The sequence below is a fragment of the Saccharopolyspora sp. NPDC050389 genome (assembly GCF_040655595.1).
Taxonomy (GTDB): Bacteria; Actinomycetota; Actinomycetes; order Mycobacteriales; family Pseudonocardiaceae; genus Saccharopolyspora.
Window position 1 is genome coordinate 47,186 of record NZ_JBFAKG010000054.1, and the last position, 25,576, is coordinate 72,761.

General features: G+C 67.0%; 23 protein-coding genes and 1 pseudogene. 18 read left to right on the forward strand and 6 right to left on the reverse strand.

Going from position 1 to position 25,576, the window contains the following annotated elements; all coding sequences use genetic code 11:
- Positions 1-190 precede the first annotated feature (190 nt).
- Positions 191-391 (reverse strand): hypothetical protein, encoded by a 201-nt coding sequence (locus AB0I53_RS30490; RefSeq protein WP_358610451.1) that lies wholly within the window; start codon positions 389-391, stop codon positions 191-193.
- Positions 392-507: 116 nt separating this feature from the next.
- On the opposite strand from AB0I53_RS30490, the gene AB0I53_RS30495 reads away from it, so the two are divergent.
- The 4 genes from AB0I53_RS30495 to trxA all read left to right on the forward strand — a co-directional run bounded on the left by AB0I53_RS30495 (position 508) and on the right by trxA (position 5,395).
- Positions 508-2,424, forward strand: a complete 1,917-nt coding sequence (locus AB0I53_RS30495) for an MFS transporter (protein WP_358610453.1) — start codon at positions 508-510, stop codon at positions 2,422-2,424.
- Positions 2,425-2,456: 32 nt separating this feature from the next.
- Positions 2,457-3,398 carry a PrsW family glutamic-type intramembrane protease gene (locus AB0I53_RS30500; RefSeq protein ID WP_358610456.1) on the forward strand — a complete coding sequence of 314 codons (942 nt, stop codon included), beginning with the start codon at positions 2,457-2,459 and terminating at the stop codon, positions 3,396-3,398.
- Between the two features lie 19 nt (positions 3,399-3,417).
- Positions 3,418-4,797 (forward strand): aromatic acid exporter family protein, encoded by a 1,380-nt coding sequence (locus AB0I53_RS30505; RefSeq protein WP_358610459.1) that lies wholly within the window; start codon positions 3,418-3,420, stop codon positions 4,795-4,797.
- A gap of 241 nt (positions 4,798-5,038) precedes the next feature.
- Positions 5,039-5,395, forward strand: coding sequence for a thioredoxin (gene trxA, locus AB0I53_RS30510; RefSeq protein WP_358610462.1), 357 nt, complete (start codon positions 5,039-5,041; stop codon positions 5,393-5,395).
- A gap of 67 nt (positions 5,396-5,462) precedes the next feature.
- On the opposite strand, the gene AB0I53_RS30515 is transcribed toward trxA, so the two are convergent.
- Positions 5,463-7,166 carry a helix-turn-helix domain-containing protein gene (locus AB0I53_RS30515; protein WP_358610465.1) on the reverse strand — a complete coding sequence of 568 codons (1,704 nt, stop codon included), beginning with the start codon at positions 7,164-7,166 and terminating at the stop codon, positions 5,463-5,465.
- Between the two features lie 373 nt (positions 7,167-7,539).
- Here AB0I53_RS30515 and AB0I53_RS30520 point away from each other — a divergent pair, with 373 nt between their 5' ends.
- The 8 genes from AB0I53_RS30520 to AB0I53_RS30555 all read left to right on the forward strand — a co-directional run bounded on the left by AB0I53_RS30520 (position 7,540) and on the right by AB0I53_RS30555 (position 16,083).
- On the forward strand, positions 7,540-8,016 hold the full coding sequence (locus AB0I53_RS30520; RefSeq protein ID WP_358610468.1) for an Hsp20/alpha crystallin family protein: 477 nt from the start codon (positions 7,540-7,542) through the stop codon (positions 8,014-8,016).
- A gap of 53 nt (positions 8,017-8,069) precedes the next feature.
- A complete protein-coding gene (gene dnaK / locus AB0I53_RS30525; RefSeq protein WP_358610471.1) occupies positions 8,070-9,950 on the forward strand; it encodes a molecular chaperone DnaK in 1,881 nt (626 codons plus the stop codon).
- An 8-nt stretch (positions 9,951-9,958) separates the two neighbouring features.
- Entirely contained in the window at positions 9,959-10,486 is a 528-nt protein-coding gene (locus AB0I53_RS30530; protein WP_358610474.1) for a nucleotide exchange factor GrpE, read from the forward strand.
- Between the two features lie 7 nt (positions 10,487-10,493).
- Positions 10,494-11,420 (forward strand): DnaJ C-terminal domain-containing protein, encoded by a 927-nt coding sequence (locus AB0I53_RS30535; protein WP_358610477.1) that lies wholly within the window; start codon positions 10,494-10,496, stop codon positions 11,418-11,420.
- Positions 11,420-11,788: a chaperone modulator CbpM gene (locus AB0I53_RS30540; RefSeq protein WP_358610480.1), complete on the forward strand. Its 369-nt coding sequence runs from the start codon at positions 11,420-11,422 to the stop codon at positions 11,786-11,788. Before AB0I53_RS30535 ends, AB0I53_RS30540 begins: the two co-directional genes overlap by 1 nt.
- Positions 11,779-14,409 (forward strand): ATP-dependent chaperone ClpB, encoded by a 2,631-nt coding sequence (gene clpB / locus AB0I53_RS30545; RefSeq protein WP_358610483.1) that lies wholly within the window; start codon positions 11,779-11,781, stop codon positions 14,407-14,409. Before AB0I53_RS30540 ends, clpB begins: the two co-directional genes overlap by 10 nt.
- A 514-nt stretch (positions 14,410-14,923) precedes the next feature.
- Positions 14,924-15,277 carry a transposase gene (locus AB0I53_RS30550; RefSeq protein WP_358610486.1) on the forward strand — a complete coding sequence of 118 codons (354 nt, stop codon included), beginning with the start codon at positions 14,924-14,926 and terminating at the stop codon, positions 15,275-15,277.
- Positions 15,247-16,083, forward strand: a complete 837-nt coding sequence (locus AB0I53_RS30555; RefSeq protein WP_358610489.1) for a transposase — start codon at positions 15,247-15,249, stop codon at positions 16,081-16,083. Before AB0I53_RS30550 ends, AB0I53_RS30555 begins: the two co-directional genes overlap by 31 nt.
- Positions 16,084-16,100: 17 nt before the next feature.
- Here the strand turns inward: AB0I53_RS30555 and AB0I53_RS30560 are convergent, their stop codons facing one another.
- Positions 16,101-16,646 (reverse strand): DUF1931 family protein, encoded by a 546-nt coding sequence (locus tag AB0I53_RS30560; protein WP_358610492.1) that lies wholly within the window; start codon positions 16,644-16,646, stop codon positions 16,101-16,103.
- An 86-nt stretch (positions 16,647-16,732) separates the two neighbouring features.
- Positions 16,733-17,755: an alcohol dehydrogenase catalytic domain-containing protein gene (locus tag AB0I53_RS30565; protein ID WP_358610495.1), complete on the reverse strand. Its 1,023-nt coding sequence runs from the start codon at positions 17,753-17,755 to the stop codon at positions 16,733-16,735.
- A gap of 302 nt (positions 17,756-18,057) precedes the next feature.
- Between AB0I53_RS30565 and pgm the strand changes: the two genes are divergently transcribed.
- The 3 genes from pgm to AB0I53_RS30580 all read left to right on the forward strand — a co-directional run bounded on the left by pgm (position 18,058) and on the right by AB0I53_RS30580 (position 20,853).
- The gene (pgm, locus tag AB0I53_RS30570) at positions 18,058-19,701 is read left to right on the forward strand and encodes a phosphoglucomutase (alpha-D-glucose-1,6-bisphosphate-dependent) (RefSeq protein ID WP_358610498.1); all 1,644 of its coding nucleotides are present in this window, start codon (positions 18,058-18,060) and stop codon (positions 19,699-19,701) included.
- A gap of 276 nt (positions 19,702-19,977) precedes the next feature.
- A complete protein-coding gene (locus tag AB0I53_RS30575) occupies positions 19,978-20,430 on the forward strand; it encodes an Hsp20/alpha crystallin family protein (protein ID WP_358610523.1) in 453 nt (150 codons plus the stop codon).
- A gap of 93 nt (positions 20,431-20,523) precedes the next feature.
- Positions 20,524-20,853 carry a helix-turn-helix domain-containing protein gene (locus tag AB0I53_RS30580; RefSeq protein ID WP_358610501.1) on the forward strand — a complete coding sequence of 110 codons (330 nt, stop codon included), beginning with the start codon at positions 20,524-20,526 and terminating at the stop codon, positions 20,851-20,853.
- A 128-nt stretch (positions 20,854-20,981) separates the two neighbouring features.
- Here AB0I53_RS30580 and AB0I53_RS30585 read toward each other — a convergent pair whose 3' ends face one another.
- Positions 20,982-21,164, reverse strand: a complete 183-nt coding sequence (locus AB0I53_RS30585; protein WP_358610504.1) for a hypothetical protein — start codon at positions 21,162-21,164, stop codon at positions 20,982-20,984.
- A gap of 380 nt (positions 21,165-21,544) precedes the next feature.
- Complete coding sequence (locus tag AB0I53_RS30590; protein WP_358610506.1) at positions 21,545-22,609, reverse strand: integrase core domain-containing protein; 1,065 nt, start codon at positions 22,607-22,609, stop codon at positions 21,545-21,547.
- A gap of 242 nt (positions 22,610-22,851) precedes the next feature.
- Between AB0I53_RS30590 and AB0I53_RS30595 the strand changes: the two genes are divergently transcribed.
- The 3 genes and pseudogenes from AB0I53_RS30595 to AB0I53_RS30605 all read left to right on the forward strand — a co-directional run.
- Entirely contained in the window at positions 22,852-23,961 is a 1,110-nt protein-coding gene (locus AB0I53_RS30595) for a UvrD-helicase domain-containing protein (RefSeq protein ID WP_358610509.1), read from the forward strand.
- 295 nt (positions 23,962-24,256) lie between these two features.
- A complete protein-coding gene (locus AB0I53_RS30600) occupies positions 24,257-24,589 on the forward strand; it encodes a LysR family transcriptional regulator (protein ID WP_358610512.1) in 333 nt (110 codons plus the stop codon).
- Between the two features lie 15 nt (positions 24,590-24,604).
- Positions 24,605-25,174, forward strand: a pseudogene (locus AB0I53_RS30605) (LysR substrate-binding domain-containing protein); the annotation flags it as partial.
- Between the last annotated feature and the right edge of the window lie 402 nt (positions 25,175-25,576).

Consider the following 25,576-nt stretch of genomic DNA (forward strand, 5'->3'; position numbering starts at 1 on the left):
CACGCACACGATTCCACTGTGGATCGATTGTGTTCGTCGTCGTCCGCGGCGCGTCTCCATTGGACAGGTGCTGTTGACCTCGCCCTGGTGGGTGAAAACCGGCATTGAAGTTCGTCCTCGTGGGCGCATGCGACTGCCCCGGTGATTTGTCACGGTGCGGGAGGACCGGCAATCGTCCATTGCCGACGGCTCACCGGGGAGGGTTTCGTCGACGACCGAGCCGGCGGCCGAGCTGGAGGAGGCGCAACGGGAAGAGCCCGAACAGTGGTGCGTTGCCCACGTCGCTCCCGTACTCCTGGTCGAAAGCGGTGGCGTAGCGGCGGGCGCGATCGGCGCTCGGGTACTGCTTGACACTGCCGGCGCCGCAGCCGCGTTCGCATTCCCACAGCATCGTCACGCCTTCGCTTCGAAAGCGAAAGCGATGTCCGAGAACACGACAACGAAGCATCGCCCCGCAGGGTATCCGCGATGCCAGTTCTCGCCAGTCGATCGTGCAGGAGGCTTGCCGTGACTGCCCAAGAGCTGCGTACCATCCGAACGCAGATACCGGCCCGTTTGGACCGCCTACCGTGGTCGCGCTTCCACTGGCGGATCGTCATCGGGCTCGGAACCGTGTGGATCCTCGACGGGCTCGAAGTGACGATCGTGGGCTCGATCGCGGCGCGCATGACCGAACCCGGCAGCGGCATCAGCATGAACGCGGCCGACGTGGGAACCGCCGCCGCCATCTACGTCGCCGGCGCGTGCTTCGGAGCGCTCCTGTTCGGCCAGCTCACCGACCGGTTCGGGCGCAAGAAGCTGTTCATCCTCACGCTCGCGCTCTACATCGTGGCCACCGTGGCGACGGCCTTCGCCTTCGCCCCGTGGTACTTCTTCCTCATGCGGTTCCTCACCGGGATGGGCATCGGCGGGGAGTACTCCGCGATCAACTCGGCCATCGACGAGCTCATCCCCGCGCGCAACCGCGGCCAGGTCGACATCGCCATCAACGGAAGCTACTGGCTCGGCGCCGCCCTCGGCGGTCTGGTCTCGGTCGTGCTGCTGTCCTCGCTGCTGCCGATGGCCCTGGGCTGGCGGCTCGCGTTCGCCCTCGGCGGAGTGGTCGGGCTGGGGATTCTGCTCGTGCGGCGCAACGTTCCGGAAAGCCCCCGCTGGTTGTTCATCCACGGCCGGGAGGACGAGGCCGAACGCATCGTCGACGAGATCGAGGCCGAGGTACAGCGGGAAGTCGCCCGGCCGTTGCCGTCCCCAGGCGCGGCCATCACCGTGCGCCAGCGGAAGGCGATTCCGTTCCGAGAGATAGCGCGAGTGGCGATCCAGCGCTACCCGCGGCGTGCGGTCCTCGGCCTGGCGCTGTTCGTCGGCCAAGCGTTCCTGTACAACGCGGTCACCTTCGACCTGGGTACGCTGCTCAACACTTTCTTCGGCGTGGGGTCGGAAACGGTTCCGTACTTCATCACCGTGTTCGCTCTCGGCAACTTCCTCGGACCGCTGCTGCTGGGACGGTTGTTCGACACCGTCGGGCGGATACCGATGATCTCCGGCACATACTTCCTGTCGTCGGCGCTGATCATCGTCACGGCCATCCTGCTGTTGACGCATTCGTTGACCGCTGTGTCGTTCATGGTGCTCATCCTGCTGACGTTCTTCGTAGCTTCCGCGGGGGCGAGTTCGGCATACCTGACCGTGAGCGAGGTCTTCCCGATGGAGACGCGCGCGCTGGCGATCGCACTGTTCTTCGCGATCGGTACCGCCGTCGGCGGCATCACCGGCCCGGCGCTGTTCGGGCACTTCGTGGAAAGCGGGCAGACCGGCCTGCTGGCGACGGGGTTCTTCATCGGAGCAGCCATCATGATCGTCGGCGGTGTCGCCGAGCTGCTGCTCGGCGTGCGCGCGGAGCAGCAGTCCCTGGAGAACATCGCCCGGCCGCTGACCGCCGAAGAGGCGGAGACCGAACCGCAGCAGCACGCCGCGTTCGTGCAGGCCGAGCGCGAGGCCGGGCTGTCTGCGGGGGACCGGCAACGGCTGCGCGAACACGATGACCGGGTCCGGCAGCGCAAGTCCCGCATTCAGGAGCGGGACCGCACGGGACTGCGCCGGTTCCGGCCTGGCCCCGGGTCGAGCTTCTACTCGCCCGGCATGGTCGGCACCTCGTCGACCGCGAGCCGCTGGTCGGCGACCTCGGATGAGGTGCTCGACGACGAGATCGAGGACGTGGTCCGGGCGCTCCAGGAACAGGGACCGGCGGATCGAGACGAGCTGGAAGAGCGCGTGCAGGGGCGGTCATGGGGCCCGGGCCGGCTCCGAACGGCCTTGAAGGAAGCGCTGGAGGAGGGCCGTGCTGAGGAGCTGCCCCCCGGCCGGTACGCGCCCCGTCGTTCGAGCGGGAGTTCGGGCGAGCGCGACACCTCTGCCGACCGGTGATGGCCGCGCAAGGCGGGAGGGGCACATTCTCAATGGTCAAAGGCCGGAAGCGCATCTGGGCGCGAATGCTGGGGACCGGGTTGGTGTTGTGGCTGTTCACGGTGATCACGACCCACCTGACCGCCAACCCCACCCTCGTTCCGACGCTGGTCCTGCTCGGCAGCTTCCTCGTTCCCGTAGCGTTCGTCGCGTGGGCGTTCGAACGCCGCACCACCGGGGAGATCACCGCCGCGCTGGTGTTCCAGACCTTCGTGGTGGGCGGCGTGCTCGGCGTACTTGCCGCGTCGCTCCTGGAGAGCTACCTCCTGCACCCGTCGGCGACGCTCTTCCTGGGCGTCGGGCTCATCGAAGAGGCGGTGAAGCTCGCCGCCCTCGCGGTGCTGACCCGCGGGCTCAAGGTGAAAACACCGCAGGACGGCATGATCCTCGGTGCCTGCGTCGGTCTCGGCTTCTCCGCGTTCGAGTCCGCGGGTTACGCCTTGATGGCCGCCCTGACCGAACAGGGCCTCTCCCTCGTCGACCTGGTGATCACGGAGCTCGTGCGTGGCTTGGCGACGCCTTTCGGGCACGGCTTGTGGACGGCGATCCTCGGTGGTGTGCTCTTCTCCAGGAGCGGGCAAGAGAGCTTCTTGTTGACCGGTCGGCTGCTTGCGGCCTACCTCGGCGTGTCCCTTCTGCACGCGCTGTGGGACTCGGTGCACAGCATCGCGGTTCTGATTACGGTGGCGCTGACCGAACCGAGCGGATGGAGCCTGGAGGAGACGCCCGGGTGGATCAGCGACCCGAGTTCCGAGCAGGTCGTCGTCCTGATGGTTCTCACGTGGAGCGGGCTCGCCGTGGTCGCGTTGATCGGGGTTGGCTGGTTGGGCGCGCTGATCTCGATCTACCAGCGACCTCCTCGGGTGGAGGCACGTGGGTACCCGATCTCGACGCGTGGCCGCTGGTGGCCGGGGGGTCAGCCGCCTCCCCGGTGAAGTCGGAGTGGTGGTGCCAGTGCTGACCAGACGCGCGATGTCCGATCCGGAGAACCCCGGCGACGGATCCCGGGGCGCTGGTGCCGCCTGGGGCAGGTGGCCTGCGGTCGTCGCGCGGGTGAAGTCCCTCGGCTTCCGAGTGATCGGTTTCGGCCCGACCTCGGAAGGCGACTTGCTGCTGATCTTCAAGACTGCCGGCGCGGCCGGGATCGCGTGGGCGGTGGGCGGCCAGCTGACCGGCTCACCCAGTCCGGTGCTGGCGCCGTTGGCCGCGGTGCTCGTCGTGCAGGCCACGGTGTACCAGACCCTCCAGTCCGGACTGCGCAGGGTCGTGGGCGTGGTGCTGGGCGTCCTGCTCGCCCTGGTGTTGGGGCGGTCGTTTGGCCTCAACGCCTGGAGCCTGACCTTCGTGCTCCTGCTGGCGCTGCTGGTGGGACGGATGTTCCGGCTCGGCGGCCAAACCAGCCAAGTCGCGGTCAGCGCGCTGCTCGTGCTGGCGATCGGGGACGCCGCAACCGGTTACGCCCAGGAGCGGGTCTACGAGACGCTCCTGGGCGCGCTGGTCGGGGTGTTGGTCAACGCGCTGATCGCTCCGCCCGTGCATGTGCACGCCGCGCGCGACTCGCTCGCCGCGATGGCGCGGAAGCTTGCTCGACTGCTGGTCGACATCGGCGAACAGCTCTCCGGCGAGGGGGTGGTGTTCGCGCCTGCGCGAACCAAGGAGCTGCTGTGGACCGCACGGGACTTCCACCACGAGATCGCCGAGATCCGGGAGCAGCTGGACCGCGCCTCCGAGAGCCTGCGCTACAACCCGCGCCGCAGCGTCTTCGTGAGCCCCGCTCGCAAGCCCGCTCCAGCGGCGCTGCTGTCGAGGGCGAAAGCGGCGGCCGAAGCCGTCGGCCACATCGTCGACCAGACCAGTGGTATCGCCCGAGCACTGGCCGACGTCGGAGAAGGCCGCGCGGGCGCCGAATGGGACTCGGCCACCGCCGCGCGGGTCGGCGAATTGGTGACCAGCACCGGCAACGGAGTCGCGACCTGGGCACGGACCCTGGTCGCCGACGATCCCGATGCACCTGAGCGACCCTGCGAAGACCCGCCGCGGCAGCAGCTGATCCGCGCCATCGAACAAGCGCGTGCCCAACTGGCCTCGCTCAGCCAGGAACTGGCCGCGCACCGCCGGGACGCCGACGGCCCGACGACCATGAGCTGGTTGGCCGTCGGCAGCGTTCTGGCCGACCTCTCAAGGATCCTCGCTGAGATCGATCCCGCCGGCGGTGCGCACAGGACCGCCGTGTCGGCGACACCAGCCGCCCGCCTGCACCTGCTGCGGCCCACCTTCCGGCCGCTGCGCCGCAAGCTCCGCGCCGCTCGTGGGCGCCTTCGCCGTCGAGGCTGAGCAGGCCTGCGTTCGTTCCGCCGGGCCGAATCTCCGCAGCGGATTTGGACCTCGCCAGTGCAGGAATGTCGGTTCGGCGATCGTCAAACTCGTGGTGGCGGCGCACTTCTGGCCGCAGCAGAGCGCGAGTGTGGGGGAAGGCATGGAACCGCAGAAGATCCGATGCGAACACTGTGGACGCGTCAACCGGATACCGCCGGTGGGCGAGGGGCGCCCCACATGCGGCAACTGCCACCGGCCGATGCCGTGGATCGCTGAGGCCGGGGATGCCGACTTCGCGGAGGTCGCCGAGAAGTCGTCCCTGTTCGTGCTGGTCGACCTGTGGGCACCATGGTGCGGCCCATGCAGGATGGTCAGCCCGGCGTTGGAGCAGGTGGCCAAGGAGCTCGCCGGTCGGGTGAAGCTCGTCAAGGTCAACGTCGACTCGGCGCCCAACACGTCGCAGCGGTTCACCGTTCAGGCCGTCCCGACCCTCCTGCTGCTCGACAGGGGCAGGGTCATCGCACGCCAGGCCGGCGCGTTGCCCGCGCCCGCCCTCCGCGAGTGGGTCGAGCAGGGGATCGGCGCCAGCACCTCCGACTCGGGACAAACCCACTGAATCTTCAAGCCGGGCGGGAATTCCTCGCGACAGCACCGGGAAGCCTGCGGACGGGTTCGTCCGGCGCTCATGTCACCCCGTCGAGAACTCGCCACGCGCGGGTCGCAACGTGCAGGTTGAGACGCTTGTCGACGTCATTGATGTCGATGCGCGAAATTTCCCGGATTCGGCGGAGGCGGTACCGGAGCGTGCTCCGGTGGATGACCAGAGCGGTGGCGGTGGCGTCGTAGTTCCCGCCACATTCGAGGTACTGCGACAGCGTTCGCACCAGGTTCGAGTGGTGCTTGCGGTCGTATTCCAGGAGGGAGCCGAGCCACTCCTGGACGAACGTTTCGATGTCGGCGCCTCCGTCGCCCTGGCCGAGGATGCGGTAGATGCCGAGTTCGTCGAAGAAGGTGATTCCGTTGCTCAGCCGCGACTGTTGGCGGATCCGCAGGGACCGCAACGCCTCCTGGAACGATCGCGCGAAGTCTCCCGGCGAGTCGCAGCGGCCCCCGACCCCGATCGCTCCGCCGTCGGTGCCTATTTCGTCGGCGACCGCGCGGAAGAAGCAGTCTCCGTCGGGTCGGCCGCTGCTGAACAGGACCACCATTCCCGATCGGCGCGTCAGGAGGATCGACATGCCCACTTTCTTCGTGGCCTTCCAGGCAGCGACGGCGAGCTCATCCTCGGTGCCCGTGCCGGGCCATTGCACCGCCACCGCGTAATGCGGCGCGTGGAGGTTGTGGCCGACCGCCTCGGACCGGGCGAAAACGCTTTGGTCGCTCGTGCCGGCGAGGAGGTCCTCGACGAGATCACGTCGCAACCGAAGCTCGATCTCGGCCAGATTCCGGGCGTGGCTCAGCCGCAGTTCGAGGGCCATCGCCGCGTGCTCCAAGGCGTAGATCACGTGCGGTCGGACCGTGGGCCCCGGATCGAACAGGACGATAACCCCGAGGATTTCGTGCCGCAGTTGTGCGACTGCGACGAGACGGTCCCGGTCACGCGTCAGTCCGTCGCAGATGGTCGCTTGTTGGAGAGTCTCTTCCCGCCGCACGTTCGGTTCCGGGTACGGGTCGGGTCTGCCAGGACCCGCCCACGACAGCAAGTTGCCGAAGCGATCCTCGACGGCGACTGCCCGATCAGTCAGCTCGTGCAAGGTGGCCGCGATCTCGTTCTCGCGACCGTCCGAGGCCACGATGTGGGTGAAGGCATCGTGGATGGTCTGGCGGCGCTGCAGGTCTGCGACCGCGTCCTTGAGACGTTGGTTCATTATCGCGAGTTCTTCGCTCAACCGGCTCAGTTGCAGAGTGTGCTCCCGTTCGACTTGGTGCAGCGAGGCGTTCGCCACGGCTGCGGCCGTCTGTTGGGCTAGCACGGTGAGCAGGAACAGCTCGTTGAGATCTGGCTCGGCCTTCCCCGTGACGACGAGGTAGCCGCTCAAACCACCGGGACGCTTCAAGCCGAAGGCCCGCGCCCATGTCGCCCCCGGTACAACGATGGGGCCGTCCTCGCCCTCCAGTGAGCCGAGTTGATCAACCAGCTCGGTCGGCGGATCGTGCTCGTCGTGAAGGAACTCGATCATCTCCCGATCACGCAGCAGGTAACCGGACCGGGCTTGGCAGGCACCCAGGGCGGGCACCGAGGACATCGCCAAGCGCAGGATGCCCTCCTGGTCCCGCCGTTCGAACATCGTCATCGACAGCTGGAACAGGCGGTCGAGGCCGGAACCGGACGCTGCCGCCCAGGTGCTGGTGTTTCGTGGTCTCGCAGGGGTGTTCGGGTCGTCCATAGGATTTCCCCTGATGGTGTTTCTTACGCCTAGCAACGTTACGCCGTGGAACGGGCGGGACAACTCGGATACGTCCGCATCGAGGTATTGAGTCGTCGGCGGTGCGCACGGCCGATCGGTTGCTTCGACAGGCCGAAACCTGGCAGAGATTTCGTCCCCGGGGATGGACGCGCAGACGGGGCGCGAGCGGCAAGCTAGCACGCAGTGGGCCCAGGCGAGTTCGGCACGCACCTGGACAGGCGGTGGGTGTCGAATTTGCCGATCTGCCGCTGGAATGTGGTGTTCGCAGTCGGCTGTGGACTAACTCCGGTCCTGCGGGCAGGTCCTGATCTGGTGTTGCCAGCCCGCTTCGATTCGATCAAGGAGTCCGGCAATGGCGCTGATGCGATTCGATCCGTTCCGGGAATGGGACAGGGCCGCCGAACAAGCGTTCCGCGGTGCGCGTGCCATGCAGCAGTCCATGCCCATGGAAGCCTTCCGCCGGGGTGACGAGTTCTTCGTCGCGTTGGACATGCCAGGGGTGGCCCCCGATGACGTGGATGTGACGGTGGAACGCAATGTGGTCAACATCCGCGTCGCACGGCGTCCGCTGCGCCAGGAAAGCGATGAAGTACTCGTGGACGAGCGTCCGCAGGGCGAGTTCTCCCGGCAGCTGTTCCTGGGGGAGAACCTCGATCCCGGCAACCTCTCCGCCAATTACGAATCGGGCGTGCTGATGCTGCGGATTCCGGTGGCCGAGGCGAGCAAGCCGCGCAAGGTCGAGATCGGTGCCCAGGTGCCCGGCCAGCAGTCCGTCGAGTCCGTCGAGTCCGTCGAGGCTCGTGGTGAGCGCCAGAAGGAGAAGGCGTAGGCGAGTCCGAACAGCAGTGCCACTCGATCTGCTTTCGTTGACAGGAGCTACTCATGGCCAAAGCAGTCGGCATTGACCTGGGTACGACGAACTCGGTGATCGCGGCCTGGGAAGGCGGCGAAGCCGGAGTGATCCCGAATGCCGAGGGCTCGCGTACCACCCCATCCGTTGTCGCCTTCACCGATTCCGGGGAGCGGCTGGTGGGGCAGTTGGCACGACGCCAAGCGATCTTGAACCCGAAGGGGACCATCTACTCGGCGAAGCGGTTCATCGGCCGCCGCTACGACGAGGTGGCGAGCGAGGCGGACGCGGTCGGTTTCGACGTCGTCGAAGGCGAGAACGGGCTGGCCCGGTTCGAGGTCCGGGGCAAGCAGTACGCGCCCGAGGAGATCAGCGCCCAGGTGCTGCGCAAGCTCGCCGACGACGCGGGCAAGGCGCTCGGCGAGCGGGTGACGGAGGCCGTCATCACGGTGCCCGCCTACTTCAACGACGCACAACGCACCGCGACCAAGGACGCCGGGCGGATCGCCGGGCTCGAGGTGTTGCGGATCATCAACGAACCGACCGCGGCTGCGCTGGCTTACGGCATGGACAAGCGGACCCACGAAACCGTACTGGTGTTCGACCTCGGTGGCGGCACCTTCGACGTCAGCATTCTCGACGTCGGTGACGGGGTCGTCGAGGTCCGCGCCACCGCCGGCGACGGCCACTTGGGCGGTGACGACTTCGACCGGAGGCTGGTCGACCACCTGGCCGACGAGTTCCAGCGGGACAACGGGATCGACCTGCGCAACGATCCGCAGGCCCTGCAACGGCTTTTCGAGGCGGCGGAGAAGGCCAAGGTCGAGTTGAGCTCGGTGTCGCAGACGCAGGTCTCGCTGCCGTTCATCACCGCAGATGCCTCCGGGCCCAAGCACCTGCAGAGCTCGATCATGCGGTCCACGTTCGAAAAGCTGACCAGCGATCTCGTCGACCGGTGCCTGGACCCGGTCAAGCAGGCGATGGGCGACGCGAAGGTCACCGAGAACGACATCGACGAGGTCATCCTGGTCGGCGGCTCGACCCGGATCCCGGCCGTGCAAGCGCTGGTGCGGAAGCTGACCGGCGGCAAGGACCCCAACATGAGCGTCAACCCGGACGAGGTCGTCGCGCTAGGGGCTGCTGTGCAGGCCGGTGTGCTCAAGGGCGACGTGCAGGACGTGCTGCTGCTCGACGTGACCCCGCTGTCGCTGGGCGTGGAAACCCGCGGCGGTGTGATGACCAAGCTGATCGAGCGCAACACTACGATCCCGGCGCGCCGCACCGAGGTGTTCTCGACCGCCGAGGACAACCAGTCGGCCGTCGACATCGTCGTCCTGCAGGGCGAGCGCGAACGCGCGGCCGACAACCGCGTGCTCGGGCGGTTCCGCCTGGAGAACATCCGTCCGGCGCCGCGCGGTGAACCGCAGATCGAGGTCACCTTCGACGTCGACGCCAACGGCATCCTCAGCGTGACCGCGCGGGACAAGGACACCGGAGCGGAGCAGAGCATCACCATCAGCGACAGCTCCAACCTCGACAAGAGCGAAATCGACCGGATGGTGTCCGAGGCCGAGCGCAACCGGACCGAGGACCAACGCTTGCGTGAAGCCGTCGACGCCCGCAACGAGCTCGACTCGGCGGCCTACCAGGTCGAGAAGCGGCTCGAAGAGCTGGGCGAAGCGGCCCCGTCGAACGAGCGGGCCCGCGCGGAGATGCTGATCAACGAGGCACGCGAGGCGGTGCAGAACGAGGCGTCGCCCGACCGCGTCCGTCCGCTGACCGACGACCTGCGGCAGATCTACCAGGGGCTGGCCGCGCACACCGCGGCAGCGGGCGCCGCCTCCGGCGGCGGGTCGCAGTCGGGTGGTGACGACTCCGACGACGTGGTGGACGCCGACTTCGAGCGGATGTGAGGCGTGCGATGACGACATCTTGGGAACCTGACGCCGAAGGTACCGAGCAGGAACCCGGGGTCGATTCCGACGGCGCGCCGTCCGAGCCCGAGGCGAAGCGGCAGGAGCCCGACGTCGCGGAGTTGGAGGACCGCTGGCGCCGTGCTCTCGCCGATCTCGACAACCTGCGCAAGCGCCACGCCCGCGAGCTGGAGCGGGTGCGGGCGGAGGAGCGGGCCAAGGTCACCGCGGCCTGGTTGCCGGTGATCGACAACCTGGAGCTGGCGCTGGAGCACGCCGACGCGGACCCGCGTTCGGTGATCGACGGGGTGCGAGCGATCCGCGAGCAGGCGGTCAGCCTGCTGGCGCAGCTTGGATACCCGCGCCGGGACGAGGTCGGCGTTCCGTTCGACCCGAATCGCCACGAGGTGGTCAACGTCGTCGAGACACCGGACGCCGAACCGGGCACGGTCGTGCGGGTGCTGCGCCCGGGTTACGGCGACGCCGACAACCAGCTGCGCCCCGTCGCTGTGACCGTGAGCCGGAAGCCGGGGTGATGCGCCCATGGCGCGCGATTACTACGAGGTGCTCGGCGTGTCCCGCAACGCCAGCGCCGACGAGGTGCAGCAGGCCTACCGCAAGCTCGCCCGCCGCCACCACCCCGACGTCAACTCCGATCCGTCGGCCGAGGAACGGTTCAAGGAGATCAACGAGGCCTACAGCGTGCTGTCCGACCCCGACACCCGCAAGCGCTACGACCGCTTCGGCCCGGACTTCCGCTCCATTCCGGAGGGTTACGAGGAGTGGGTCGGTGCCGGCCAAGGTGCTGGGCGCGGAGGTGCCGGGGCCGGGGCCGGCGTGCGCGGCGGCGTGCGCGTTGAAGAGGGTTTCGGCGGGGTCGACTTCGAGGACCTGTTCGGCAGCCTGTTCGGCGCGCGGGGGGCCGCCGGCCCGATCCCGGGGGCAGACCAGGAAGCCGAGCTGGAACTGACCGTTGAGGAGGCCTACCGCGGCGGCAAGCGGAACGTCACCCTGTCCGGACCATCGGGTCCGCGCAGCTTCGAGGTGACGATTCCCCGGGGCGTGGTGGATGGCCAGCGCATCCGGCTGCCCGGGCAGGGGGGTCGCGGCGGCGGCAACGTCCGGGCGGGCGACCTGTACCTCGTGGTGCGCCTCGCGCCGCACAGCCGATACCGCGTGTCCGGGCGGGACATCTACGTCGACCTGCCGGTTACGCCGTGGGAGGCGGCGCTGGGCGCCATGGTCCCGCTCACCACGCCGGGTGGCGAGGCGAAGGTCCGCGTGCCGCCCGGTTCGTCGAGCGGCAGGCGACTGCGGCTGCGCGGGGAAGGCATGCCGAACCCGCGCGGATCTCCAGGCGACCTCTACGCCGAGGTCCGGATCGCGGTGCCGCCGAAGCCGACCGACCGCGAGCGCGAGCTGTTCGAACAGCTCGCGTCGGAATCCACCTTCGATCCGCGGAGGCCATGATGAGCGCAGCTTCCACACCGAGCAGCCGCACCAGCTCGCAGGGAGCGGTGGTTCGGTACCCGCTGGCCCGACCGCATCGGTTGAGCCTGGAGACGACAGCTGCGCGAGCCGGTCTGCATCCGGATCTGGTCCGCCGCTTCGTGGCGTTGAGCCTGCTGGACGCCTCTCGAGACGTGCACGGGCGATTGTGGTTCGACGCCGATGCGCCCGCTGCCCTCGCCCGGATCCAGCGCCTTCGGTGCGGCTTGTCGTTGAACTACGCCGCGATCGGCCTCGTGTTGGACCTGCTCGAACGGATCAGCCGGCTCGAAGCCGCCTCGCACGCCGCCGGACGAACCGGTACTGGAGATGATCCACGATGGACATGAACCGCTTGACCCAGAAGTCCCAGGAGGCGCTGCAGAACGCGCAGAGCGTGGCGACCGAAATGGGGCACACCGAGGTCGACGGTGAGCACCTGCTGCTCGCGCTGCTCGACCAGGCCGACGGTGTCGTGCCGCGGATGATCGAACAAGCCGGCGGCGACCTCGCCGGATTGCGCAAGGGCGTGCGGGAGGCGCTGTCGCGACGCGCCAAGGTCACCGGGCCGGGCGCCACGCCGGGGCAGGTTTACGTTACGCAGCGCCTCTCCCGGCTGCTGGACGCCGCCGAGCGCGAAGCCAAGCGGCTCAAGGACGAATACGTCTCGGTCGAACATCTCGCGCTCGCGCTGATCGACGAGGGGTCGGCGACCGAAGCGGGGCGACAGCTGGCCCAGCACGGCGTCACCCGGGAGGAGTTCCTCTCCGCGCTGACCCGCATCCGAGGGAGCCAGCGGGTCACCTCGGCGAACCCGGAGAGCGCGTACGAAGCCCTGGAGAAGTACGGCCGGGACCTGGTCGACGAGGCCCGGCGCGGGATCCTGGACCCGGTCATCGGCCGGGACGCCGAGATTCGCCGCGTGATCCAGATCCTGAGCCGCAAGTCGAAGAACAACCCGGTGCTCATCGGCGATCCGGGCGTCGGCAAGACGGCGATCGTGGAGGGGCTGGCCCAGCGGATCGTGCACGGCGACGTTCCAGAGGGGTTGCGGGACAAGACCGTTTTCGCCCTCGACATGGGGTCGCTGGTCGCGGGAGCGAAATACCGGGGCGAGTTCGAGGAACGCCTCAAGGCGGTGCTGAACGAGGTCAAGGCCGCCGAGGGGCGCATCCTGCTCTTCGTCGACGAACTGCACACCGTCGTGGGTGCGGGTGCGGCCGAAGGCGCGATGGACGCCGGCAACATGCTCAAGCCGATGCTCGCGCGAGGCGAGCTCCACATGATCGGCGCGACGACGCTGGACGAGTACCGCAAGCACGTCGAGACCGATGCTGCGCTGGAACGGCGCTTCCAGCTCGTCATCGTCGACGAGCCGAGCGTGGAGGACACCATCTCGATCCTGCGTGGTCTGCGCGAACGCCTGGAGGTGTTCCACGGGGTGAAGATCCAGGACGGTGCGCTCGTCACGGCGGCGACGCTGAGCCACCGCTACATCAGCGACCGGTTCCTGCCGGACAAGGCAATCGACCTGGTCGACGAGGCCTGCGCCCGGTTGCGCACCGAGATCGACTCGATGCCCGCCGAACTCGACGAGCTCACCCGCCGGGTGACCCGGTTGGAGATCGAGGAAGCCGCGCTGTCAAAGGAATCCGACCCGGCCAGCCAGTCCAGGCTGGAGGAACTCCGTCGAGAACTGGCGGATCTGCGCGCCGAGGCGGACGCCAAGCACGCGCAGTGGGAAGCCGAGCGGCAGGCCATCAGGCGAGTCCAGGAACTGCGCCAGGAGCTGGAGCAGCTGCGGCGCGAGGCCGAGGAAGCGGAGCGCAAGTACGACCTCAATCGCGCGGCCGAGCTGCGGTACGGCAAGATCACCGGACTGGAGCGGAGGCTGGCCGCGGAGGAGGAGCAGCTCGCGAGCAAGCAGGGCGACCACCAGCTGCTCCGGGAGGTCGTCACCGGCGAGGAGATCGCCGAGATCGTGGCGGTGTGGACGGGTATTCCCGTCGCGCGCCTGCAGGAGGGCGAGCGCGAGAAGTTGTTGCGCCTCGACGAGATTCTGCGCGAGAAGGTGATCGGCCAGGACGAGGCGGTGTCGCTCGTCACCGACGCGATCATCCGCGCCCGGTCCGGCATCCGGGATCCGCGACGGCCCATCGGGTCGTTCGTGTTCCTCGGCCCCACCGGTGTCGGCAAGACGCAGCTGGCGAAGACGCTGGCCGCGACCCTGTTCGACTCCGAGGAGAACATGGTCCGGCTCGACATGAGCGAGTACCAGGAGCGGCACACCGTCAGCCGGCTGGTCGGCGCGCCGCCCGGTTACGTCGGGTACGAGGAAGGTGGGCAGCTCACCGAGGCCGTGCGGCGCAAACCCTATTCGGTGGTCCTGTTCGACGAGGTCGAGAAGGCCCACACCGAGGTCTTCAACACCCTCCTCCAGGTCCTCGACGACGGGCGGATCACCGACGCGCAGGGACGCACCGTGGACTTCCGCAACACGGTCATCATCATGACGTCCAACATCGGGTCGGAGTACCTGCTCGAAGGCGTCGTCGGCGGCGAGATCAAACCGGACGCGCGGGATCGCGTGATGGCGGAGTTGCGGCAGCACTTCCGCCCGGAATTCCTCAACCGCATCGACGACATCGTGCTGTTCCGGCCGCTGTCGCTGCCCGAGATCGAGCAGATCGTGGACCTGCAGTTCGACGATCTGCGCGGGCGCCTGGCGGAGCGGCGGATCACGCTCGAGGTGACCGAGGAGGCCCGCCAGCTCATCGCAGAGCAGGGGTTCGATCCGGTCTACGGTGCCCGGCCCCTGCGCCGCTTCATCGCGCATGAGGTCGAAACCAGGATCGGTCGCGCGCTCCTGCGCGGAGAAGCCCGCGAGGGCGGCGTTTTGCGGGTGTCCGTCGTCAACGACGACCTGCACATTTCCTACGAGGAGGGAGAGCAGCGCGCGCAAGCGGCTTGACGACAAGCGCGTCCGCTCATTAGGGGTGGTTGCAGAATGGGTTTGCGTGGCGGTGCGGGTGGCGGAACCTCAGCTGCCGTCTGGTCTGTGGGATCCCCGACTTACGTATGACCAACGCGGCTTCGGGGCTGTCCTCGCCAGACGACATCTGAGAACCCGCGGCGGTGCAAGCTGAGTCCCTCACCGCATGCGGCTGACGCCGCATTCTGAAAGGATCTCTTAGGGCACCATCCCTTCCGCAGCCCTCACGGGTAGGGTTGTTACCTCTCGGTCCCGGTGGGCGCATGGCCTGGTTCGCGAGCTGTTCGACGGCCGCTGTGAGTATCGCCAGCCCCACCGGGCCGAGGGCCCAGGACCGGCGTCAGGGACATGCCCCGCAGAGGGCCGATTAATGAGCTTCCGGCTGTGGCTCTCGCTTCCGACGAGGTAGTTGACTGACCTCGAAGGAGCAGATCGTCCGTGTTCGTTGGCTGGGACTGGGGCACCGCGACTCACGATGTGACCGTGATCGACGATGCTGGTGGCAGGGTTGACCGCTTCGCCGTGTTTCGCCGTGCCGCACACCGAGGAAGGCATCGTCTCCGCGTTGACCCGATTGGCCCGCCACGGCCATCCATCCGAGCTGCCGGTGACGATCGAGACCACCCGTGGTCTGGTGGTGGACCGGCTGTTGGCATCCGGGCACCGGGTGGTTCCGGTGCATCCCAACGCTTTTCACGCCGCCAGGCCCCGCTGGGGCGCCGCACGCGCGAAAAACGACCCTGGCGACTCGTTCAAGCTGGCCGACTATCAGCGCACCGACGCCCACCGGCCCGGCTGCCCGTGCTGGTGCCGACCATGCCCGGGACGCTGGAATTGCAGGCGCTGACCCGGCAACGCGCCGACCATCTCGCCCACCGCATCGCCGCGGTCAACCAGCTGGCGGCCCTGCTGGACGCGCACTGGCCCGGCGGCAAGACGATCTTCGCCAAGCTCCACTCCGGCATCGCGTTGGCGTTCCTGGACCGCTACCCCAGCCCCGAGGCCGCTGCACGGCTCACCCCGGCCCGGATCGAGGCGTTCTGCCTACGCCACGGCTACAGTGGGCGCCGCAGCGGTACCGAGTTGCTGGCCCGTCTGCGCTCGGCCCCCGTCTCCGCCAGCCGCCTGAGCCAGCCGGTCATCGCCGGCCTCGTCCGCGCCCAAACCGCCCTGGTGCGCGCCATCCAAGCCGGCCTCGACCAGCTCGACACCGCCATCGCCAAGGCCGTCGCCGGGCACCCCTACGCGCCATTGCTGGCCGATCTGCCGCGTGTCGGAGTGCTGAACCTGGCCCAGATCATCGGCGAGGTCGGTCCGATCCTGGAGTGCGCCACCGGTTTCGAGCAGCTCGCCGCCGAGACCGGCATGGCCCCGGTTACCCGTGCCTCGGGCAAGAGTCACACCGTGGCCTTCCGGCACGCCACCAACCGCTACGCTCGTCAATCCCTGGTCACCTGGCTCGACAACAGTCGCCGAGCCGGCACCTGGGCCAGTCAGCGCTACATTGCCGCGCGTGAACGCGGCCAACGACACCCGCACGCCATCAGAACCCTGGGCCGCGCCTGGCTGCGGGTCATCTGGACCTGCTGGCGCGACAAAACCTGTTACAACCCCGCCCTGCACGAACCCGCCGAACAGACCCAAGCGGCATAAGGGTTGACTCAGGGAACTCACAGAAGCAGATCGAAGACGAGGAACACCCGTTCCCACTCAGCGGTGCCCGGGTTCTTCACGTCGGGGTCGATTGCCTTGAACGTCCGCGCAAGCGCCACGCTGATGCCTCCCGCCACATGGGGAAGCCGCTGGCGCGCCTCCTCGCTGAACTCCACCTCCAGCGGCGGCTGCGCGGTGAGGTGCTCGAGGATCGGCTCCACCTCGATCTCCTCGTCCAACTTGTCGAAGGCCTGGATGCTTTCTTGCAGCCCTTTGGTGATGGGAAGGTCGGAAACCTGCATCACGTCGCGCGAGTTGGCGGTCGCGGAGTTCCGTCCCATGAGGCACAGGTCGTAGAGCTTCTGGTTGACGAAGTCGTTGTAGCGCTTAAGATCGTTCTTGTCGACGCGCAGTCCGGCCGCAGCGCGGAAGAACCGCTCGAATTTGCTCACTCCCATGACGGCCATGTCGGTCCCCTTCCACACGGTCTCGCTCGTCGTCCACGTCACCTGCCCGCCGCGTTCGCCACTCGTGATTTGGTGCTGTTGCGCCGCACCCGTCACCCTGGCAAGACTCCCGCCATCCCGCACGGGCCCCAAGGGGCGAATCTCGCCGCGGTTCTGCATCCCGGGGCACGAGCAATTGCTGCTCATTCCACGTTCGGGGAGAGCACCACCCAGTCGGCCACGCGACCAGCGCTCAGGCTCGCGACGGCATCGCCGATGCCGTCTAGCCGGTACACCGAGGTCGAGGTGCGAACCTTGCCCGCCGCGACGAGCCCCATCAGTTCGTCGAGGTCCTGGTGGCTGCCGACCAACCTCCCCACGAGATGCGCCTGCAGGATTTCGTTGGTCGGCAACTCGATTCCGGCACCGTAGCCGGTCACGAAGTAGGCACCCGCCCTGCGCAGCAGGGCCAGTGCGGCCGCTCCGCTCTCATTGGTACCTAGGAAGTCGAGAACGAGGTGAGCACCCCGGCCCGCGGTCAAGTCGAGCACCGCGTCGATCCGCTGCCGTTCAGCTTCGGCGGTCTCCGGCGCCCCGGAACCACCGCGCTTTCCCCAGTCGGAGAGGTCGACGACCACGGTGTCGTAAGGCGAGAGCGCTGTTACGCACTGCAAACCTATCTGCGCCAGCGCATCTCCGCCGAGCACGACCACGCAGCTGCCAGGCGGCACGAACGACAACGCGCTCTTCACCGCGTGGTACGCGGCAAGCCCGGCATCCGCGAGCACCGCGATGTTCGTCGGGTCCAGCGTGTACGGAATCTTGACCACCGACATGGCGTTGGTGAGCATCAGTTCAGCCATGCCGCCGTCCGAATCGATGCCGGGCGTGCGAGAACGCTCGCAGTGCCGGTCGTTTCCCGATCTGCACGCGCGGCACAGCCCGCAGTTGACCAACGGCTGGAGGATGACCGCGTCTCCAGGCGCCACATTGGTCACACCGGAGCCGATGTCGTACACCCAGCCGGCGTTCTCATGACCCAACGTGTACGGCAGTCGGGTACCGACCATGCCCACCCATCGATCCTCGATGAGGTCGAGATCCGTGCGGCACAGCCCGGCGCCGCCGACTTCGACCAGGACGTCCAATGGGGACGCCACCGATGGCTCCGGAACCTCCTCGGCAACCGGAGGCTTGCCGTATTCATGCAGGCGAACGGCCTTCATCGCGCACCACCTCGTCCTCATCGGCGCGGGGTTCGAAATCCTGGGTGGGATGTGTCGACCGAGCTGATGCCAGCATCACCGCCGCGCCGCGGGTCGCGCAAGCGGCGCCGACCTGCGAGTTGTGGAAGCAGCACGCGCATGGACGAAAACGATCTACAGTGGATGATCGTGCAGCGCGCTGAGCCGCTCGAACGCCTCGTGGACGGGTGACCGATTGGTGGGGGAGAATCGACCGAGCGCGGGCGCTTTTCGATGGTGAATTGTGGCGTCCTCGCAGTGGAAGCCAACGGAAGGGGTGTTCGATGGCCGTGCATCCGAGGGCGGGGCAGCCTGCGGACCCGTCCGATCTGGTCGATGTCGCACGTTTGGTGACCACCTATTACGCCGAGCACCCCGACCCCACTGCGCCGGAACAGCGCGTGTCCTTCGGGACCTCCGGACACCGCGGTTCGTCCTTCACCCGGAGCTTCAACGAGGACCACATCCTGGCCACCAGCCAGGCGATCTGCGACTGGCGGTCCGCCCAGGGCATCGACGGCCCGCTGTTCCTCGCTCGAGATACCCACGCGCTGTCGGAACCGGCGTTCGTCAGCGCACTGGAGGTTTTCGCGGCCAATGACGTGCATGTGCTCGTGGACGCCCGGGACGGCTACACGCCGACGCCTGCGTTGTCCCGGGCTGTCCTGGCGCGCAACGCCGGGCGCGCGAGCGGCCTCTCCGACGGGGTCGTCGTCACCCCGTCCCACAATCCCCCGACGGACGGCGGCTTCAAGTACAACCCGCCGCACGGCGGGCCCGCCGATACCGCTGTGACGAGTTGGATCGCCAGGCGCGCCAACGAACTGCTCGCCGAGGACCTGAAGGGAGTGCGCAGAATCGCGTACGCCCGTGCCAAGGCGGCCACGAGCGCCTACGACTTCGTCGATGCCTACGTGGGCGGGCTTCCTTCGGTTGTCGACCTCGACGCGATCCGCGCCGCCGGCATCGGTCTCGGCGTCGACCCGCTCGGCGGGGCCAGCCTCGCCTACTGGACCGAGATCGCCGACCGGTACGGGCTCGACCTGACGGTCGTCCAGCAGCACATCGATCCGACGTTCCGGTTCATGACGCTGGACTGGGACGGCAAGATCCGCATGGACTGCTCATCACGGTACGCAATGGCTTCGCTGATCGACCGGCGGGCCGACTTCCAGATCGCGACCGGCAACGACGCGGACGCCGACAGGCACGGGGTGGTCACCCGAGAAACCGGACTGCTCGACCCGAACCACTACCTCGCGGTCTCGATCCACTACCTGTTCGATCACCGCCCCGACTGGCCATCCGGTGCCGCGGTCGGTAAGACCCTGGTCAGTTCCCGGATGATCGACCGGGTCGCCGAGACCCTCGGCCGCAGACTGGTCGAAGTCCCGGTGGGATTCAAGTGGTTTGTCCCCGGCCTGCTGGACGGATCGATCGCGTTCGGCGGGGAGGAAAGCGCGGGCGCCTCGTTCCTCCGGCACGACGGCGGCACGTGGACCACTGACAAGGACGGCATCCTGCTGGGCTTGCTGGCGGCGGAAATCCCCGCCAGGACCGGGTCCTACCCCGACGAGCTGTACCGGAAGCTCGTCGAGCGGTTCGGCGATTCCAGCTACGCCCGCATCGACGCACCGGCAACCCCGGAAGAGAAGGCACGCCTGTCGAAACTGTCCCCGGATGCCGTGTGCGCAACGGAGCTGGCGGGCGATCCCATCACGGCACTGCTCACCACCGCGCCGGGCAACAACGCGCCCATCGGTGGGTTGAAGGTCGAAACCGACTCCGGCTGGTTCGCCGCGAGGCCATCCGGAACTGAGGACGTGTACAAGATCTACGCGGAGAGCTTCCAGGGTCCGGAGCACCTCGCGCGCATCCAGGACGAAGCGGTGCAGGTCGTCTCCACCGCCCTGCGGTCCGGGAGCTGAGGATGCGCTAGTCGGACTTCCGCGGTGGCGGAATTCCGACTAGCGCGGGCTTGACGGTGAATTGCCTTCGAAGGATGTTTCCGGACAGCGTGCTGCAGGTGGGTCGAGTGGGGCTTCGCAAAAAATCTTCCGCGCTCCTCTTGAAACACGGTCACGCCATTGCCAGAATAAGTGTGTTGGCGCTCCAGGTTTCCTCCCTTGGAGGTGCAGGATCAGCGTCAGCAGCACCGATGAGATCTGTTCGGGTCTGTGAGTTGCATCAAGAAGGGGTGAGTGATGTTGTTGCAGTTCGACCCGTTCCGTGATTTCAACCGTCTGGCCAACGAGATGCTGCGTGCGAGCCGGACGCCCCAATCGATGCCGATGGACGTCTACCGGCTCGGTGACCACTACGTGATCGAGTTCGACCTGCCGGGTGCGGACTCGGACTCGTTGGAGCTGACCACTGAGAAGAACACGCTGACGGTGCGGGCTGAGCGCAGGACGCCTGCCCACGGTAGCGAGCAGGGTGAGGCGAGCTACCTGACCGCCGAACGGCCGCGCGGGACGTTCAGCCGCCAGCTGTTGTTGGGCGATGGTTTGGACATGAACAACATCGCCGCCGACTACAAGGACGGTGTGCTGACGGTGACCATCCCGGTCGCCGAGGAGTCCAAGCCGCGGCGCATCTCGGTGGGCCGTTCCAGCGAACGCAAGGTGATCGAAGGCTTCACGCAGAGCGGGAGCTGATCGCCCGAAGTACGGTCCCATTTCGGTCCCGGCGGGTTTCGGCCCCGCCGGGACCGAACCCTGCCAGAGGTCAGGTTGCAGAGGAGGCCACTGATGGCCAGCCGCTCCACGCCCAGTGCGTTCGACGACGCCGATTACCCGGCCTACACCATGGGGCGGGCGGCCGAAATGCTTGGTGTCACGCCTGATTTCCTGCGCAGCCTTGACGGCGCCGGCCTGGTCGAACCGGAGCGTTCGAGCGGCGGGCACCGCCGTTACAGCCGGGCGCAGCTCGCACTCGCCGCCCGCGTCCGCGAACTCCTCGATCAAGGGCACACGGTGCTGACCATCGCATTCCGCGTCGCCGAGCTCGAACTCGAGCTCAACGCCGTCCGTGAGCGCAACGCCGAACTGGAGGCCGGAAGATCCCGTTCGCGATCATGATCGCCGCCTGGAAAGCCAGCAGGAAGAAAACCCTGCCGTCACCGACGGTGATGCCGACTGGTCGCTCGGGTAGTTGGGCGGCGATCTCCAATCGTCGAGCTTGTCATCGAAGTTCGACCGAGGGTCGGTCAGGTCTTCAACAGGCGGTGCAGGATGTGGCGGGCGTCGTTGTCTTCGGCTGCGGCGGTCCAGAGGCGGTCGGTGAGTGTGTGGTAGGTGGCGACTTCGTCTTCGTCGGTGATGCGGATTTCGGCGGTGATGTTCTCGACGAGTGCGTGGTCGTCGAGTAGCCAGTACCCGTGCATGGGCATGTAGGGGAGTCGTTGGTCGAGCGGGGTATGCCGAAGCGGATGTGTGTGATGCCGATCAGCGATGGCAGGCGGTCGAGCTGGGAGTGCGTGGTCTCAGGTGGACAGACGGGAGGACGACACTGGGACCGCAGTCGGCATCGTGGCGTTGGAAGGCCTCGTCGAGGAGTATGTCGGAGCCGTCCGCGACGCCACTCACGTCGACTGACCACGCTGGGATGCGAGGACTTCATCGCTCGATCCCGGCGTGTCATGGCCACTGATCGGGCATAGCTGGCCGGTGGCAGTCACATAGAAATGCGGCCCACTGCGGCAGCCGCGGTGGGCCTGTAGGGCGCCAAAACTCGATGTACGGGGTTGGTCTGGGGTTTTTCTGATGGGCTTCAAGCGGCTCGGGTGTACTCGTTGATCACGCCGCCCAGGACTTTGCGACGCCGGATCGGTGCGTCGATCGGGATCACCGTCGTCGGATCGTGCTCTGGCGGGTGCTGGTCGAGGCTTTGATGCGGGCGGTGGGTATTGAAGTGGTCCGTGTATTCGTTGAGCACTGCCATGGCGTGCCGTTCGTTGTAGATCAGGAGCCGGTCGGTGCATTCGCCGCGGGCGGTGCGGATGAATCGTTCCGCGTAGCAGTTCGCCTGTGGTGTCTGTGGCGGGGTTTTGATGACCTTCACGCGCTCGGACGCGAAGACCGCGTCGAATGCGGGCGTGTACTTGGTGTCGCGATCACGGATGAGGACTCGGAAGGAAGCGATGCGTTCGCCGAGGTCCATGAGGAGGTTGCGGGCGACCTGGGTGGTCCAGGCGCCGGTGGGGTGGGCGGTGACCCCGAGGATGTGCACGGTGCGGGTACGAACCTCCATGACGAACAGGACGTACAGCCGACGAAGGTTGATGGTGTCGACGTGGAAAGAATCGACTGTCAGCAGCCCGGATGCCTGAGCCCGGAGGAAACTCCGCCACGAAGTGTCCGCCTCGCGCGGCGCGGGGCCGATGTGGGATTGCCGGAGGATGCGGCGGATGGTTCCCGCGCCGACGTGATGCCCGAGGCCGATCAGTTCTACTTGGATGCGTCGGTGGCCCCAGGTGGGGTTTTCTCGGGCCAGGCGGACGATCAGGTCGCGGAGTTCGGTGCTGATCGGTGGCCGACCAGGCCGTGAGGGATAGGTCCATTTCTTGGCGATCAGACGCCGGTGCCAGGCCAGCAGCGTGCCGGGTGTGACGATCCGTCCCAGTCGCAGGGTGCGGGGCAGTAGGCGGGCCAGCGCGGACAGGATGGCGCGATCCGGCCAGGACAGACGAGGCCGCCGCCCCACCTGGCGGCGTAACACCGCCAGCTCATGCCGCAACACCAGGATCTCGACGTTCTTGGCTGCGGTACGCCGGGCGAGCAGCCTCAGCCAAGCGAACATCGTCACCGACGCCAGGTACACCAGTCGAAACATCATGATCCGCGATCATGGCCTGATCACAGAGGTCAACGAAACCCCTGGTCAAGGACTGAGGACAAGTTATGGCGCGGTACAGGGGTAGTGGTGCGCTCTCGTGGCCACATCAAGCCCTAACGCTCGACACGTTGCACTGCGAAGTCCTGGCGTTTCTCCTGCGGCGACGGGCCATCTCCTGGATGGGCGATCACACCGAGCTGACCGTTCTAGACACTTGGAGGGGACAGACCGGAGCTCGTTGGATGTCGAAGGTGATGGACTACCGACGAGTCGCCGTACTGTACGGAACCACGGTCGGATCGCGAGGCGTCAAGATCAGGAGGCCTGACTACAACATCGGCGCCAAGAAGCACTTCGAAGACCACCTTGCTGCCGGACGATGTACACACGCCGAAGTCCGCCAGGTCATCAGCGCTGTCCTCAGGAACAACCAACTCCGAGACGAGGTAGCCAACTACCTGACCGCTACGACCAAAGCAATCATTGTTGACGAAGTGTTCGACGCGAACGAGCTCGATCTCGATCTGGTTCGCCTCGCGGCCTCCGCTGGGATCAGCACCACCGTGATCGGCGATCCCTGGCAGGCCTTGTACGACTTCCGCGGCGCTCGTCCGGACCTTGTTCCCCAACTTGTGAAACAAGAAGGGTTCAAGCCGTTCCCCGTCGCAGCATCGTTCCGCTTCAAGACTCCCGACATGATCAGGGTCGCCGAGGCCGCACGATCCGAACGGTCGGTCGCGCTCGACACGATCAACGACCCGACTGGGTGCGACGTGGTTCTTGCGCACAAGTGGGACAACATATGGTCCGGCCCTGACTGCGTCCTTCCCCTGTCATTCGGTCGCCTGGACAACCAGACCGATGCTGCAATCGCCCTTCTGCTTGACAGACTCGTCAAAGGCCACTTTGCACATTCGGCAATCTATGCAGACGAAGCTGCAGCGTTGCTCGGGCTTAACCCGGAAAGTCTTCGCGCCGATGGCGCTATCCTCGCATCAGTCTTGGAGACACTCCGGCCGGGGACCGCGCACGCGGCATCGACGGCGATCACGGAGCTCAGGCAAGCTCTCCGCGAACTCGGAAGCCCACGTCAGCTTCGCCGTATGCCAGAAGAAGGAGAACTCGTCCAGCGAAACCGACTGCTCGCCCTTGCCCGTCGTATGAACCAACCTCACCTGGTCGCGGGGATGACCGTTCATCAGGCAAAAGGACTTGAATGGCCAGTGGTCGGCGTACGACTCACCGCCGCTGAATCAGCTCGACTGGCGGCAGGGCTGAAGCAAGACCGTTTTGACGATCGAGTTCTTTACGTCGCCCTCACCCGTGCCTCAAAGAGGGTGGTGCTCTGCTGACCACAGCGCGGCACGGTTTCGCAGAGGCCGGTTCCTAACGTCCGACAGATGGCTTGCGCGTGGGGACGTCCGTCCTCGGAGCCGAACTCGACGTCGAGACCCTGGTCGGCTGGTACCGCAACCCCTCGTCCGGCCGCCACGCTTTCGCGGTGCCCTACGAGTTCGGCGACAAGCACCTCTTGATGCACCCGGCCTTCCTGTTCTTCCACGATGACGGCGACGGCAAGTACGTCATGGGCATCGTCGATCCTCACCGTCACGACCTGGCCGACACCGCGATGGATGGAGGTAGGCCGTGGTATTTAGCCTGGACCGTCTTGAGGCGTTCGTCGTGGCGTCCGAGGCCGGCTCCTTTTCCGCAGCCGCCCGCATCTTGGGGAAGGCGCGATCCTCGCTCTCGGAGGCAATCGCTCAACTGGAGATCGAGCTCGGGCTGGACCTGTTTGACCGGTCCTCGCGGATCCCCCGACTGACTCCCACCGGAGAGCGAGTGGTGCCGGAGGCACGGACCGTCCTCGATCGTGCGCGGGCCTTCGAGTCGCAGGCCGCTGCATTTGCCGCGGGCACCGCTGACTCGCTGACGATCAGCGTGAGCGTGCCGTTGCGGACGATCGTCGAGCCGCTGTAGGAGTTTGCGAGCCGCTACCCGTATACCAACCTGTTCTTGCGCAGCCCGCTCGGAACCGGCCGTCTGAGCGAGGACGTGCTGGCCGCCCGAGCCGCTATAGGGGTGGCGTTCACCGATCCCGACTACGACAGATCACTTGGGTTCCGTCGGCTCGGCAACCTGATCGCCATGCACGTGACGCATCGCAGTTACGTACTTGCAGGACGCCGACGACTGTCGTTCGCGGATCTGCGCGAGCATCGGCGCCTTCTCTACGCGGAGGCCGGAGCGCTGCGTCCCACGGCTGAGTACTTGCAGACAGCGCAAACGTGGTGTATCCACGACTACGGTGCCCTGATGGAGATGGCTCGTGCGGGTCTCGGCTGGGCCACCGTTCCGCGTCAGTTCGTCGTTGATGGCCTCGCGTCAGGGGAGTTCGTCGACTCCACCTCGACGCTACGAGCACACCGATTGGCTCGTCGGCGTGGACCTCCTTTACCGGCGCGATGGGCGCCACAGCGAGCCGGAACTCTGGCTACGCGAATGTCTTGCCTCGCATCGGTTTTCGAACTCGATGCACACGCGGATCCGACCGCTCCTAGGTAGTGCTTGGAAAGCCGCTATTCGCGCGTGGTTGTGCCGGGCACGTCCTCCGGGCGTAGCGGGGTTGTGCCTACGGTCGCCCGCCGGGACAGCGCAGTGATCAGGCCGGTGACAGCGCCCATCAGGTACGGGCAGGGAACAGGATGCTGTCGGTGCCAACACTTGGTCTGCATCGTCTTCTCTGAGCTGCCGTTGCGGTGATTGGCCGATCCGCGGTCGGTCGGATCTTCTCGTCGTCTTAGGGCGTTGCGCTAGTCAAGGAGGCGTGGTCGGGCTGCGTTCCAGGAGGAGATGAACTGAACGATCTGGAGGGCGAGGAGCAGAATCAGGGGTTCTGTCCACCCGTTGCTGCTGCTGTGGACGGCGCCGATGGCAGCGGGCCCGAGGGCTGCGAGTAGGTAGCCG

Coding starts and splice junctions, on each gene's coding strand:
- AB0I53_RS30490 (WP_358610451.1), bottom strand. CDS start 391: ATGCTGTGGGAATGCGAACGCGGCTGCGGCGCCGGCAGTGTCAAGCAG.
- AB0I53_RS30500 (WP_358610456.1), top strand. CDS start 2,457: ATGGTCAAAGGCCGGAAGCGCATCTGGGCGCGAATGCTGGGGACCGGG.
- trxA (WP_358610462.1), top strand. CDS start 5,039: ATGCCGTGGATCGCTGAGGCCGGGGATGCCGACTTCGCGGAGGTCGCC.
- AB0I53_RS30515 (WP_358610465.1), bottom strand. CDS start 7,166: ATGGACGACCCGAACACCCCTGCGAGACCACGAAACACCAGCACCTGG.
- AB0I53_RS30520 (WP_358610468.1), top strand. CDS start 7,540: ATGGCGCTGATGCGATTCGATCCGTTCCGGGAATGGGACAGGGCCGCC.
- dnaK (WP_358610471.1), top strand. CDS start 8,070: ATGGCCAAAGCAGTCGGCATTGACCTGGGTACGACGAACTCGGTGATC.
- AB0I53_RS30530 (WP_358610474.1), top strand. CDS start 9,959: ATGACGACATCTTGGGAACCTGACGCCGAAGGTACCGAGCAGGAACCC.
- AB0I53_RS30535 (WP_358610477.1), top strand. CDS start 10,494: ATGGCGCGCGATTACTACGAGGTGCTCGGCGTGTCCCGCAACGCCAGC.
- AB0I53_RS30540 (WP_358610480.1), top strand. CDS start 11,420: ATGAGCGCAGCTTCCACACCGAGCAGCCGCACCAGCTCGCAGGGAGCG.
- clpB (WP_358610483.1), top strand. CDS start 11,779: ATGGACATGAACCGCTTGACCCAGAAGTCCCAGGAGGCGCTGCAGAAC.
- AB0I53_RS30550 (WP_358610486.1), top strand. CDS start 14,924: ATGCTGGTGGCAGGGTTGACCGCTTCGCCGTGTTTCGCCGTGCCGCAC.
- AB0I53_RS30555 (WP_358610489.1), top strand. CDS start 15,247: ATGCCCGGGACGCTGGAATTGCAGGCGCTGACCCGGCAACGCGCCGAC.
- AB0I53_RS30565 (WP_358610495.1), bottom strand. CDS start 17,755: ATGAAGGCCGTTCGCCTGCATGAATACGGCAAGCCTCCGGTTGCCGAG.
- pgm (WP_358610498.1), top strand. CDS start 18,058: ATGGCCGTGCATCCGAGGGCGGGGCAGCCTGCGGACCCGTCCGATCTG.
- AB0I53_RS30575 (WP_358610523.1), top strand. CDS start 19,978: ATGTTGTTGCAGTTCGACCCGTTCCGTGATTTCAACCGTCTGGCCAAC.
- AB0I53_RS30580 (WP_358610501.1), top strand. CDS start 20,524: ATGGCCAGCCGCTCCACGCCCAGTGCGTTCGACGACGCCGATTACCCG.
- AB0I53_RS30585 (WP_358610504.1), bottom strand. CDS start 21,164: ATGCCCATGCACGGGTACTGGCTACTCGACGACCACGCACTCGTCGAG.
- AB0I53_RS30590 (WP_358610506.1), bottom strand. CDS start 22,609: ATGATGTTTCGACTGGTGTACCTGGCGTCGGTGACGATGTTCGCTTGG.
- AB0I53_RS30595 (WP_358610509.1), top strand. CDS start 22,852: ATGTCGAAGGTGATGGACTACCGACGAGTCGCCGTACTGTACGGAACC.